The following is a 13,127-nucleotide window of genomic DNA, read 5'->3' on the forward strand; positions in this document are numbered from 1 at the left end:
CGCTTTTTTGATAAAGTTTATGCTGTTATTACTTCACAATAACCTTCTTTGTCTTGCCGTCGCACTCTACCACGTATGCGCCGTTAGCAACATTTACCGATACGCTCTGTGTAAACTTCATGCCACTGTAGACAGCACTACCGGCGGTGTTGTAGATATTGACGTACTTGCCAGCGCAGTTGTTGACAGTAATCTTGCCGTTGCGTGCCTCGATGCTGATGCCGCTGTCGGTTGCTGTGCTGATTCCTGTTGTGGTTGTGGTGATCACGCAAGGAGCAGAGAGCATTGACTCGCCTTCCTCGTAAACGACCGCAACCTGATACTTGTATGTCGTATTAGGCTCAACAGCGTCAGTGTAGGTGGTCTTGGTGATAGGAGTAGCGTTGAGCTTCATACCGTCGCGGTATACATTGTAACCTACAACATTGAGTTCTGCCGTTTCACCGCCTGCAGGGATATAGGTAATATCGTCTACCAGCATGAGCAGACACTGGTTAGAAGTGCCGCGGATAGCGAAGTAGTTGGTTCCGGCAGGAACAGCGAACGAAATCTTTGTCCACTCATAAGGAGCGTTTCCGTCGATGTTTTCTACCTTAGTGAAGCTCTTAGCGTCGTCGTCAGTTGTAGAAGTGAGCACCTCGAAAGTCTCAAATCCGAAGTTGGGCACTGTGGTTCTCACGTAGAATGTGATAAGCTGTGCCTCGCCGCTGAGCTTCGGAGAGATAAGCCAGTTGTCGGTTGCGCCGCTTTCTGAGCTGAATGATCCCAATGCCTGATCGCAGGAGTGTGCCATGAAGATGTCGTAGCCTGTGGTTTCCAGGTCAAGACCTGCTTCTTTTGCATTGAATACCTGCCATGCCATAGGCTTGGTGACGTTCTGGTATTGTATGGCAGTGCCCTTATACTGGATAGCATATGTAGGATTGCCGTCGGCATCATACAATTTCCAGTTGCCGATATTGTCGATGATGAATGGCTCGTAGCTCTCGAAGTCCTCTGTTACCGGCTGAAGCTTCTGCTCGGCAGCAGGCTTATCCCATGTCAGTACTATTCCGTCTGTGTATTTTCCGCTTACGTTGGTCGCTGTCGGATAGTCGCATGTGCTGACTGTTGTCTTCAGTGTCTTGGTGGTGTTGTTGTCGAGATACTCGTCAGCATCGTAGTTGATGTATGCGTAGAACTCATTGTTCTCAGGCATAGACGCGTCAGCCAGAACGTGGAATATTGTGCTCATGCTCTCACCCGGCTCAATAGCCTTGCCTTCCATCTGCTGTGTCAGCTTACCGTTCTGATAGAGCTCCACGGTGTAGTTGTCGGCAGTCATCGTGCCGTCGTTGCGCCATGTTAAGCTGAAGTCTTCAGTATTGCCAGCCAGCATACTTGCAGGACCCTGGAAACCAGTTGCAGTAATGTTGCAGTCATGGTTGTCAATGACGTTCACGTTGTCAATGAAGATGCTATGCTGGAAATTCTCGGCACCCGTTGTCGCGTCGTAAGCCACTGCCATCCAAGGCTTGTCCTTGAACTCGTCGAGTGGCACAACAATCTTGTTCCATCCTATTTCGCCATCGAAGTTGTTGTAGTCAATCTCCTTCAGAGTCTTAAAGTCTACGTAATCTGTTGTACCCATGATTCTGAGCTTGATGTCGAACTTCATGCTTTCATCATAGTAGACGTAGGTTACGAGTGTGGGCTTCGATGTGTTAGCCAATGATATCTTACCGCTGAAGATAGAGCCGGTTTCGTTTGCAGCTTCACCCTGGAAGTATATCATTCCGTCGTCACCGTCATAAGTCTTTACGTTAGCTGCGTCCTTGGTCAGCCACCAGCTGCTTGAGCCAGTAGAAGTGTTGCTCCAAGGCTGCTGAGTGATTGTTGCGTTGGCGAACGACTCGCGGAACGGAACATTGTAGCGTCCGTTGCCTACTACGATATAGTTAGAGTAGGTAGCCTTACTCATACCTGCCGCATTGGATGCGTAGACGAGGTAGACCTGCAGAATCTGTCCGTCCATCTCTTTATCGGTGAACGAAGTTTCGGTGATGTTGGATGCCACGATGGTCTGGTCGTTGCCGCGCAGGACGGTATAGGTGAGTTTCGACGGGTCAATATATCCGCCGTCATCTCCTACGGTAGGAGCCTCCCATCTGATTACGGGGTATGCGCCCTCTTCTTTCAGCACTACGTTGTTCACCTGAGCCGGTTTGCTCACGCCGCAATATACCGATACCTTAGAGTCGAGGCTCTTGCCGTTTTCGTTGCATGTGTAAACCTTGTATTCGTTCATACCCTGATCTGCCTCCACAACCTTAGACACTTGCTGTCCTATACCAGGATTCTCGATGGTGCCCACCAGCTTGTCGTCCTTGTAGATCTCAGCCTTTGTCAGCGAGCTGAGATTGTCGCCTTCGAAAGTCTTGGTAGGTGTAGTAAAGCTGATAGTGGCGTTGAGCGCTCCCTTCTCACCTGCGGTGGCAGTGAGATTGGTAACGCGCTGCGGACATCCAAGCTCCGAAACATAAGTCAGACTAATATCATCGAGTCGAAGGTCAGACATCTGTGGCTCTGCCATAGCGTGGAAACCAATATGATAGTCGCCGTCTTTCTCCACCTTCACGTCGATGTCGAAGTCGTAAACCACGTCGGGAATATATTCGTCTGTCTTATACAATGTGTCCTTAACCAGAGTTGTCACCATATCTTCGATGGCTGTGCCCTGACCCATCTTCACCTCGAGACGGTCGGGATAAACGCGCTTTGATGAAGATGTGAATGTGAGCTTATAGAGTTTGCCCTTCTGAAGATAGATAGGAGGAGTGATGAGCCACTCGTCCATAGGATTCTTGAAAGAGTATCGGCTCTGTGCCATGTCCCATCCGTCGCGGAAAGCCCATGTATAGCCGTCGTCGTATCCGTCTATGATGGTGAAGTTGTCAAGCGCTTCCTTGCTGTCGAAGGTCTCGATGTAAGGCACTAAGCAGTGGGTGCCCAGTTTTATGCTGTTGGATGTGGCTGCAGCTCCTACCAGTTCGCCCACATAAGGAGTCACGGTGTAGCTGTACTGGCTCAGTGTTTCAGTGCCGAGATTTTCGGTAAATTCACAAGTGCTTAGGTTGTTGGCAACGACAGTGCCGTCACTGTTTCTCACCACCTTGTATCTCATAGCCTCGGTGTCAAGATAGCCACCGTTGGCAGTAGTCGTAGGAGCTGTCCATGTTAGTTTCACCTTGCCGTTGTCGCGGTCGGTGATTTCAATTTTAAGGTTCTCCACTGCTGTTGGAGCGTCCTTGCCGATAAACATCTCCACCACTGTGGCAGGGCTGTTGCCTTCGGCATTGGCTGTGGTGACGCTGATCTTGGTAACGCCGCCAGGCAATGTCACTTCCTTGTTTACTGTAGCTCCGGCAGTTGTCTTGCCAGTAGCCACGCTCTTGCCGTTAGCTTTAATGTCGTAGGTGAGTTCGCCTTTCAGAGTGCCTCCAGCGAATGTGGTGGTAGGAGCGGTGAAGCTTATTGTGCCAGTACAGCTACCGTTCTTGAAGTCTGCGTTAATTGCTGCCACAGCTGCAGGTGCTCCGTCTTCTGCCAATGGAGCCTTGATGAAGATGCCTGTATATTGTTCTTGGTCGGGGAAGCTCACATATTCTGTGGCTTGGCCTGTAGAGGTGTTCACCTTATAGAGACCGGTGGCGCCGTTCTTGAGGCAAGCTGACCAGTACATCTCGTTCTTGCGAGAGTCGAACGTTGCACTTTGTGTAATAACGTCAATATCCAGACCGGTGGGTCCTACAAGTGTCTGGTCACCGTTGTCCTTGTTGATTGTGTAAAGGTTGGCATTGCAGTCGATGCCATAGATGATGCCTTCGTTGCTTGCCGCAATGGCTATCATCGGGTTGTCGGTGTTTGCAAGTTGTGTTCGCTTGCCGGTATTAAGGTCAAGTGTTCCCCATACATAGTCCTTTCCATTGTCGCTTACGAAGAAACCGTAAACGTTTTCTGTTATCGGGTCGTATGTAAGGTCAGTGGCAACATCCTGCATAGAGGTGCTTGTGTCGCCTAAAAATTCCCATGTCTCGGCGTTGTATCTCTCAAAATACACGAAGTTGTAGCCGTAGTAAGAGTAGAAGTAAGTGAGGTAGTAGGTGTCGCCAACGAGCACGCCGCCACCGTTAGGTAACAATTCTTCTTCCTGTTTGAGCAGAGTTGAGGTGTATTCTGGTGCGGTGAACGAGTACATGCCGTACTGTGTATTATTACCCCATGTCGAGTTTGCCACCATACATCCGTTGACGGTCAACAGATTTTTGTTGTCAGCTTTTGCTTTTTTCTTTCCCATGCGCTGTGCAATGGCATCGGCGGTGAGTGCAGGATAAAGCTTGCCAAAAGTCTGTGCCTTGTCTTTCTTGTAAAGACGTTTGTAAATCATCAGTTTGCTGAAGTCGTCCGTACTGGTTTGTACTGCAACCTTTGCGGGGTTCTTGCCAGTGGTTCGTGTGAACTGTTTGTTTGAAACTCCCGTCGCAAACATTCCTAATGTCACAAATAGCAACATTAAGAAAACAAATAGCTGCCTTTTTTTCATAAAGTTCGGATTTGGTTGATTAATGAAAAAACGATGGCAAATTTAACGATTATGTTTATATATAATGATTATTTATGTGTAATAAATGTTAAATAGAAGTATTTTGTAGTGCTTTTCTTTGAATTAATGCTAATCGTGGTTGTAAATATCAGAAATAGTATGAGAAATAGAACAAAATACGAAATCGTAAGTTAATTATGTGGTAATAGTGGTAATTCGTAATTTATACGCTGCTTTAAAGCTCAATTGGCTCTTAAAAAAGAGTCAGGAAAAAAGGTTTGTTATTAATTACATTGGCATTACAACCAGCCGTTACTAACATTTACCATGACAATATTTGCATTTCTAATGCTCAATACTATGAGCTCGGCGCACAACAAAATCTTTGGTGCGAAATTCTTGAGTTTTGAGCGTGCAGCGATAGTATGCTGACATACAGCTGATTATGCTGCTGAGAAGAGAAGTGTGCAATGAATTACGGAGCAAAACAAGCATCATTGGGTGCAATAGTGCCACTTTTACACTCTAATAGGGCCACTTTTATCATGCAATAGCGCCACTTTTACACTCTAATAGTGGCACTATTGGACTGTAAAAGTGGCGCTATTGTTAAGCTCGGGTGCTGTTTGCACAGCAAAACACCGTAAAAACAGCAAACCGGAACTCTATAATTGATTTTTGCTTTGTAACAAGTTTTTACTCTTTGTACGATATTTGCATGCTTTTCCTGCCATTGTCTTCATGAGTGAGGTCTGAATTATGACGGATAGCTATAAATCATAATTCTGTGCAACTCAATCCTAATGATTTACATCAGGTCTGTGTTGGAAAATGGTTCTCTTGAGACCTGATGTAAAGTTTTTGTTTAATGCTTCAAACTAGATACCTCCTCAAGTGATAATCCTGTCATTTCTGCAACAATATCAGCAGACATACCATTGTCAAGCATTTTTTTCGCAACTTCCACAATACCTTCCGCACGACCTTCTGCACGTCCTTCCGCACGTCCTTCGCACGCCTTCGCACGTCCTTCCGCTATACCTTCTGCGCGTCCTTCTGCAAATTTCTTCTTCTCTGCCGTTCTTATGGCATTGACTATATCGCGGTAGGCATTGACGCTGTCTTCATATAGCTTCAGTTCCTGTTTGTTAAACTTGGCTATCTCTGCTTGCTCGAAAAGACGGGTGAAGACACGCTCCTGCAATGCGGCAGGACGCTGCATTAATTTGGAGAGATTTTTCAGTATGTACATCCACTTGTCATACATAGTGACAAGTTCGTTCTCTTTTTTATCAAACTTAGGTATCTCTACGTATATGTATGTAAGCTTGTCATAGAATACCTCGTGTGTATCCACCTCCATCAACTTCACTTCATGGTGCCAGCGCTTAGCATTCTCAAGACCATCAGCAAAATTGAAGTTCAGCAAGCCTATTGTGTATACTGGGTTGAGATGGAAGTCCCAATCACCTCCACGCTGCGCCTGTTCACGAATAGGAAACGTGGAATAATAGATTGTTCGGTCCTTGAAGAACTCTTGGTATACGTTCTGCATCTCCACAATGAACTTCTCGCCCTTGTCGTTCTCGCAATATACATCGAAGATGGCACGACGGGCATCTGAACGGTCGCCAAGTTGCTCGGAGTTAAGATACGTGACATCCTGTACGTTCTGCTCGCCATGAAACATAGCATTCAGGAAGCTTATAAGCAAATCCTTATTAAACTCAGAGCCAAACAAGCGCTTAAAGCCAAAATCTGTATGTGGATTTATGTATTTTTCTGTCATAATGCTGTATTTGTTATTCCATCAGCAAATTTACTGCATTTTCGTTAATAAACCAACGTCGGCAGTTGAAAATAATTTATACATGCCTTATCAAAGCCATATCTCTGTTAGTAAGCTGCTGAAAACTTGATGAATGGCACAACCTTGATGTTGTATCCGTCCTTGTTTATTTCCCTCTTTTTATCCAATTATTACGCTGTAGTGGATAAAAAAGCCGTTTTTTATCCACTACGATGTAGTATAATGGATAAAAAACGGCAATTTTTGCTAATCCTGCATCAGCGACGTAATCTGTTTTTCCAGAATGTTCTTTGCTCGGTCGAGGAACGATGGGGTGTGGTGAGGTCTTTGAGGGCTTTCGTGAGACTCGTGGATGTCGTCTTGCTTGTCGTTCTCCGGATTTTCGGTTATGATGTGCAGAGGCGGCATCTCCGTTTTTGTCTCGTTCTCCTTCTTTGCGTCTGATGAGGCTGGCTCCTCATCCTTGAAGGCGTCAGTATTTATCGACCACGACTTCTTCTTGTAGGGTTTATATAGCTTGGCTACGAGGTTGTTGAAGTATTCGTCGCTGCCGATAGCGTCCTTTGGCACCTTCTCCGTCTCGAAGTCATCATCGAAACCGGTGGCAAGAATCGTTACCTTGGCGTCAGCGTCCAGTGAGTTGTCGTCGCTGATGCCGTTTATCACTTCGATGTTCGGATTGAGGGCGTCCATGAACGAGTCAACCTCCTTCATCTCCTTCACGAGCAACGGATGCTTCTCGCTGGTGTAGATGTTGAAGAGGAGTCGCTTGGCGCGTGAGATGTTGTTGCCGTAGAGTAGGGGAGAGTCCAGGGCGTCAATGATGGCTTTCTCCACACGCAGCTCGCCCGAGGCACGTCCTATCGCCATTATCGCACCACCGCCACCGCGCATTGTGGTCTCGATGTCGCGGAAGTCAAGGTTGATGGTGCCGTTGATGGTGATAAGTTCTGAGATGCTCTTCGTGGCGTCGCACAGTATCTGGTCGGCATGCTTGAACGATTCCTTCACGCTCATGTCCGAGTTGGCGTAGATGTCGCAGATGCGTTCGTTGTTGATGACGAGCAGCGCGTCCACGTTCTTGCGCATCTCTTCCACACCCTTCAGCGCCTTTATGATTTTCAGACGCTTCTCGAAGAAGAAGGGGATGGTGACCACGCCGATGGTCAGCAGACCCATCGACTTGGCTATGCCTGCGATGAACGGGGCGGCACCGGTTCCGGTTCCGCCTCCCATGCCCGCTGTCACGAACACCATCTTCGTGCCGTCGCTGAGCATTTGCTTTATCTCGTCCGTGTGTTTGCGTGCTTCTTCAAGGCCGACAGACGGATCGCCGCCGGCTCCGAGTTCGCCGAGAGGAATCTTCACAGGCACTTCCGACTTGGCAAGTGCCTGTGTGTCAGTGTTACAGACGGCGAACGTAACATTGACGATACCTTCCTTGTACATGTTGCCGACGGCGTTACATCCGCCGCCGCCTACTCCGACAACCTTAATGATGTTCTTCGACTTGTCTTCCACTTTGCTGGCAAAGTCGACAAGTGGTGCTATGTCTGTTATTTCATTGTCTGTATCCATTTATGCTTGTGTTTTAGATTTTCTTGTTTTCTTTTTTATGCTTGAGGTGCATCTCGTACGCTCTTGCAAGTCCGCCCTCGCTCGTCTCCTTATAGAGCGACGGGAGGTCATGGCCTGTCTGCTTCATCACCTTCACCACGCGGTCGAACGATACGGTGTGTGTGCCGTCAGAGAAGGAAGCGTACAGGTTGGCATCAAGGGCGCGTGTGGCTGCGAAGGCGTTGCGCTCGATGCAGGGAATCTGGACGAGACCGCAAACGGGGTCGCAGGTCATGCCGAGGTGGTGTTCCAGTCCCATCTCCGCTGCATACTCAATCTGCGACGGGCTGCCGCCGAACAGCTGGCAGGCTGCGGCTGATGCCATGGCGCAGGCTACGCCCACCTCGCCCTGACAACCTACGTCGGCGCCAGATATGGATGCGTTGGTCTTAACAACGTTGCCGAAGATGCCGGCAGTGGCCAAGGCGTGCAGGATGCGGATGTCGCTGAATTTATGTCCCTTCGCCAGGTGATAGAGCACGGCGGGCAGGACGCCGCACGATCCACAGGTGGGCGCTGTCACTATGGTGCCGCCGGACGCATTCTCCTCGCTGACGGAGAGGGCGTAGGCGTAAACCAGGGCGCGTGACTGGAGCGACTGCTTGTATCCGCTTGCCTTCACGTAATAGATAGGACCCTTGCGCGGCAGGTTGAGCGGACCGGGGAGCGCTCCCTCATGGTCGATGCCACGCTCCACGCTCTCCTGCATGGCACGCCACACCTCCATAAGATAGTCCCAGATATCCTCTTCCTCACACTCGTTGACGTACTCCCAATATCCTCTGCCGTTCTCTTCGCACCATTGCTGGATGTCGGTGAGGGTGTTCTTCTGATACACATTGCGCAGGTTGTTGAGCCAACGGCTGTTCTCACCTTCGGAAAGGGCACCGCCACCGACGCTGTAGCATATCCATTCGTTCGTCTTGTTCTTGTCCTTGTCGAACGCCACGAACTTCATGCCGTTGGGATGGAAGGGCAGGAACACGCGGGGCTGCCACTCGATGCGCAACGGAGCAATAGGGCGCAGCACTTCGTCAATGGCAACGTCAGTCATGTGACCTCTGCCCGTGGCTGCAAGGCTGCCGTATAGCGTCACCTCAAAGGCTGCCGCATCTTTGTTGTGCGAAGCGAATGTTTGTGCTGCTTTCTGAGGACCCATCGTATGACTGCTCGAAGGACCCTTACCTATTCTGTATAGCTCTTTTAATGATTTCATTGTTTGTGTGTAAGAGTTTTAAATAAAACCGAATTAGTATGTTGTTGTTTACAAAGTTAATATAAATAATTGATAGCTGCAAAGCAAAGTCTTGCTTGTTCTGTTCAAATTGATTTTTTATTAATTCTCAAATGTTAAATATATGTTAAATACGATTTGGGGATATTTAGAAATTCACGTCTTTACGTTATTGTTTATAGAAGGGACTGAGAACTGAAGCCATGGGTTCGGTGCTCTCTTATACATATATATAATGTGTAATCAGATTTAAAAGGAGATAATCTTATGAGAAAGTTTGTTTTGATGTTGACGGCAGCGATGTTTATGATTGCCACGTCGGTGTACGGAACAGAGAAGAGCAAGAAGAAATTGGACGTAAAACCTTTCAACGTGATTAACGTTATGGGCAGTGTTGAGGTTGTCTATGAGCAAGGCAACTCGTATGAAGTTTGTCTTGTGGGCGATGCTGCCGCTTTCAATCAGATTAAGGTAGGTAGCAACGGCTCTGATCTGAATATCTCGAAGACAGGCAATATGATAGGCAATGTGTATGTCGATACTTCAGAGTCGTCGAAGAAGTGTGATGTTATTTTAGAGGTAAAGGCGCCGGACGTGAGTGTGTTTAATATTGCTGGCAGCGGACAGCTTGTTGTAGGCAAGATGAAGTCGACGGCTGTTACGTTCAATCAGGCTGGTTCGGGCAAGATTGCCGTGAGTCAAGTCGTAGCCGACCATGCTAACTTTAACAATGCTGGTTCGGGCAGAATTTTTATCGATGATGTGAAGGCTGATTATGTGGGACTGACGATGAACGGTTCGGGCACAATCACCAGTCGGATTGGCAAGGCAGATAACTTGAATTGTGTGCTTACGGGGTCTGGATGTATTTCCGTTTCGGGTAAGGTTGGCAGCTACAAGAATACGGTGATTGGGTCGGGCACTCTGAACGACAGTATGTTGAAGTACGATAAGCTGATTGATTTGGGACGTAATGTGAATGTAGGCAATACTTATAATTCGCGCAGACAGGACTCACCCGACGGCGTTATCAACGCTCGTCCGTAAGGATGTCGCCCCGACGCTAATGCTTGTAAAAATAGAATATAGCTAACGAATATCTACAACCGTGGACCAACTACAGTTTGAACAGATGTCGCCACAACTGCGCAACATAGCCCAAGGCTATGCCCGTCGCTATCTTGCGTGTGCCGATGACGCGGACGATGCGGCAAGCGATGCGATGCTTAGGCTGTGGGCTGTGCACGACTCTCTCCGCGACACAGCCCATGCCGCTCGTCTTGCCGCCGTCGTCGCCCGCAATGTGGCCATCGATATGTTGCGACGGAGACGCCAGACGAGCATAAGCGGTGATGAGGCGCACACATCCTGGCTGCTGCAGCAGGAGCCGGACGGCGCCACTCCAGAAAGCCAACTAGAATGGAAGGAGGACGAGCAATGGCTAAGGCTGCGCATCGAACAGTTGCCGCCGAGAGAGATGCAGGTGATGCACCTACGCCAGACAGAACGCCGCACCAATGAGCAGATTGCCGCAATATTGGGTATCAGTAAGGATTCTGTGGCAACTGTGCTGTCATCGGCACGACGAAAATTATTCAAACAGATAAAGGAAAGGAACAAAATATGACAGACCGACAAATCATATCACTTCTGAAGCGTTATATGGAAGGCGCCACCACCGTTGAAGAGGAAACAGCCTTGGCTGAGTTCTTCGGTATGGCTACTGATGCCGACCGTCCTGACGCCATATCCGCCGACGACTGGAGAACGTATAAGGAGATGTTCGGCATGTTTGCTTCCGAAACGGTTGCTAAAGATCAACAGGAGGAAGCTGCGGCTGATGCTAAGCAGTGCTTCACGCTTCGCAAGGTTGCTCTGTGGGTGGCATCGGCTGCTGCTGTGGCTTCGCTCGTGTTCGCTGTTTCGGCGCTGCTTCCCGACAATACGCAGTCAGTCCAGCCGTTGGCTCAGCAGACAGGCAGGCTTATTCCGGCAGATTCTATTGCTGACAGCATTTCAGCCGAACAGCCGCAGCGTGTTGTGGCAGACAGTGTGAAGCAGCAGCCTGAGAAACTGCGTATGCGTAAGGCGCTTCGTTCTTACTGGCAGCCAAGACCGCCGAAGGTGTATGTGGCTGATGCCGATAAGGACGCAACTATGCCTGCTGACAGCGCCGATATAGAGAAGGCTGTGCGTCAGGCTGACATTCTGCTGCATGCAATAAATGCAAATCAGTCGGCAGAGATTGGTCAGCTTGAGCTTCAGGCTATGGAGATGTTTGAGGCAGACGAGTATGATGCTGACGAGTCAGAGGCAGAAGACACGGGCAATGGCATTACACAATAATCCACGAAATACATCGAATAAAAACAAAACCCTATAATATATATAATGTATGAGACAGATTTTAATAATGGCAATATTGATGTTGCAGACATTTGCGGCTTCCGCACAGAGTAACATCGAAAAGGTTTTCAGGATTGTGTTGCATGATCCTTCCGTAGAGATTCTCGCAAACACCGACTATAATGTCGTTTGTCTGGATAGCGCTCCAAGCTATTGCAAGTTCACGGAATTCACCATTCCAGTTAAAAAGAAGAAGTTGTTCGCACAAATAGAGAAAGAATTTCTTCTCGAAAAGGCGAATGCCTATGATGTGTTCATAAAGAAGCCGGGCTGCAGTTCTTCGCTCACAGATAACCGTATCTACGCCTATGGAGCCAACAATGAATACAGCGTAGAGCTCGGTGCGCACAAGTCACATATATATTATGGTATGTGCTTTAAGGACGCTACCGACCCTATGCGCCGCCATGCTTATCTTGCTATCTGGTTTAATGAGAACAACAAGTATCATTGTTATTACTATCATATATATGGCGTGATACCGGCTCGTCTCAACGAGTTGAAGTTGGATGGTAATTCAAAATTCAAATTCAATTCACTGCCGAAGAGTATGACACGGCGCACGCAGACTGTCATCGATGACAATAGGGTGACTACAACCACGTATGATGACGAAGGCAACGTGAGAGTTGTAAAGTCGCATCCATTGTCTGAGGTGACGAATGACGTAAAGACAGATATCGACTTTATGCTCATGTTCGGCAATCTGCGCGTAGCTTTCCTCGACGCCATAAAGGATGCCGATGCAAAGACTCTGCAGACCGGTATAGTGGTGAAGATAGCGCGTCTGTGTAAGGAGCATAACAAACTGCTCACCGATAACGAGAAGAAAACCTGCATATCCAACATCGATGAAATGAAGAATACGTTGAAGAAAGTCAACTCGGACAGCTTCCTGGACGGAGTTCTGCAAGAGGCGAGGATTGCGCTGGAGAAATAGGAAATAAGCAAACAAACCTTCATTTTGGTGCTTTATACCCTTAAAAAACGCTCTTTTGCTTGACTTTGGTCAATTTTAACCTAAAAACTATAAGTTTTTGCAAACTTTTTTGTCGAAAGTCTTGCGGGTTTAACTTTTTTGCTATACCTTTGCAAACGCTTTCGAGAACAAACGAAACCTCAAGTAAAACGAGTTACGGTTGTGTTAAGAAGGCGTTAAATAAAGAAAGAGTTCTTTGAAAAGATTTACATAAACAGACAAGTAGTACAAGAAGCAAGAATTCAGAGCAGTCTGATTCTTGGGTAATTTACGAACCGTTTAATTCATCAACTTTAAGTTGAAGGTTAAGAAACTTGAATAAACGAGGCATTCTGAAACAGATACAAACAAGCAACGCTTACTTCGGTAAGAGTTGGTAAAAGATATTTTACAATGTAGAGTTTGATCCTGGCTCAGGATGAACGCTAGCTACAGGCTTAACACATGCAAGTCGAGGGGCAGCATGACGATAGCTTGCTATTGTTGATGGCGACCGGCG

Annotated in this window: 8 protein-coding genes and 1 rRNA gene; 5 read left to right on the forward strand and 4 right to left on the reverse strand. The window is 47.7% G+C overall.

Annotated elements, in window-relative coordinates:
* Nucleotides 1–28: 28 nt before the first annotated feature.
* The 4 genes from CHL74_RS10470 to CHL74_RS10485 all read right to left on the reverse strand — a co-directional run bounded on the left by CHL74_RS10470 (nucleotide 29) and on the right by CHL74_RS10485 (nucleotide 9,225).
* Nucleotides 29–4,540, reverse strand: coding sequence for a choice-of-anchor J domain-containing protein (locus tag CHL74_RS10470; protein ID WP_141241303.1), 4,512 nt, complete (start codon nucleotides 4,538–4,540; stop codon nucleotides 29–31).
* 907 nt (nucleotides 4,541–5,447) lie between these two features.
* Nucleotides 5,448–6,371, reverse strand: a complete 924-nt coding sequence (locus CHL74_RS10475) for an Rpn family recombination-promoting nuclease/putative transposase (RefSeq protein WP_094881102.1) — start codon at nucleotides 6,369–6,371, stop codon at nucleotides 5,448–5,450.
* Nucleotides 6,372–6,638: 267 nt separating this feature from the next.
* Nucleotides 6,639–7,970 (reverse strand): cell division protein FtsZ, encoded by a 1,332-nt coding sequence (gene ftsZ, locus CHL74_RS10480; protein WP_094881103.1) that lies wholly within the window; start codon nucleotides 7,968–7,970, stop codon nucleotides 6,639–6,641.
* Between the two features lie 13 nt (nucleotides 7,971–7,983).
* Nucleotides 7,984–9,225, reverse strand: a complete 1,242-nt coding sequence (locus tag CHL74_RS10485; protein ID WP_094881104.1) for an L-serine ammonia-lyase, iron-sulfur-dependent, subunit alpha — start codon at nucleotides 9,223–9,225, stop codon at nucleotides 7,984–7,986.
* 285 nt (nucleotides 9,226–9,510) lie between these two features.
* Here CHL74_RS10485 and CHL74_RS10490 point away from each other — a divergent pair, with 285 nt between their 5' ends.
* From CHL74_RS10490 to CHL74_RS10510, 5 genes are all read left to right on the forward strand, one after another.
* The gene (locus tag CHL74_RS10490; protein WP_094881105.1) at nucleotides 9,511–10,290 is read left to right on the forward strand and encodes a GIN domain-containing protein; all 780 of its coding nucleotides are present in this window, start codon (nucleotides 9,511–9,513) and stop codon (nucleotides 10,288–10,290) included.
* Between the two features lie 85 nt (nucleotides 10,291–10,375).
* Nucleotides 10,376–10,870, forward strand: coding sequence for an RNA polymerase sigma factor (locus CHL74_RS10495; protein ID WP_254923275.1), 495 nt, complete (start codon nucleotides 10,376–10,378; stop codon nucleotides 10,868–10,870).
* The gene (locus CHL74_RS10500) at nucleotides 10,867–11,589 is read left to right on the forward strand and encodes a hypothetical protein (RefSeq protein ID WP_094881107.1); all 723 of its coding nucleotides are present in this window, start codon (nucleotides 10,867–10,869) and stop codon (nucleotides 11,587–11,589) included. Before CHL74_RS10495 ends, CHL74_RS10500 begins: the two co-directional genes overlap by 4 nt.
* Before the next feature lie 49 nt (nucleotides 11,590–11,638).
* Nucleotides 11,639–12,589, forward strand: coding sequence for a hypothetical protein (locus tag CHL74_RS10505; RefSeq protein WP_141241304.1), 951 nt, complete (start codon nucleotides 11,639–11,641; stop codon nucleotides 12,587–12,589).
* A gap of 429 nt (nucleotides 12,590–13,018) precedes the next feature.
* Nucleotides 13,019–13,127 (forward strand): 16S ribosomal RNA (locus CHL74_RS10510); the annotation flags it as partial.

The sequence above is a fragment of the Prevotella sp. 885 genome (genome assembly GCF_002265625.1).
GTDB lineage: Bacteria > Bacteroidota > Bacteroidia > Bacteroidales > Bacteroidaceae > Prevotella.

Coding starts and splice junctions, on each gene's coding strand:
- CHL74_RS10495 (WP_254923275.1), top strand. CDS start 10,376: ATGTCGCCACAACTGCGCAACATAGCCCAAGGCTATGCCCGTCGCTAT.
- ftsZ (WP_094881103.1), bottom strand. CDS start 7,970: ATGGATACAGACAATGAAATAACAGACATAGCACCACTTGTCGACTTT.
- CHL74_RS10505 (WP_141241304.1), top strand. CDS start 11,639: ATGAGACAGATTTTAATAATGGCAATATTGATGTTGCAGACATTTGCG.
- CHL74_RS10500 (WP_094881107.1), top strand. CDS start 10,867: ATGACAGACCGACAAATCATATCACTTCTGAAGCGTTATATGGAAGGC.
- CHL74_RS10490 (WP_094881105.1), top strand. CDS start 9,511: ATGAGAAAGTTTGTTTTGATGTTGACGGCAGCGATGTTTATGATTGCC.
- CHL74_RS10485 (WP_094881104.1), bottom strand. CDS start 9,225: ATGAAATCATTAAAAGAGCTATACAGAATAGGTAAGGGTCCTTCGAGC.
- CHL74_RS10475 (WP_094881102.1), bottom strand. CDS start 6,371: ATGACAGAAAAATACATAAATCCACATACAGATTTTGGCTTTAAGCGC.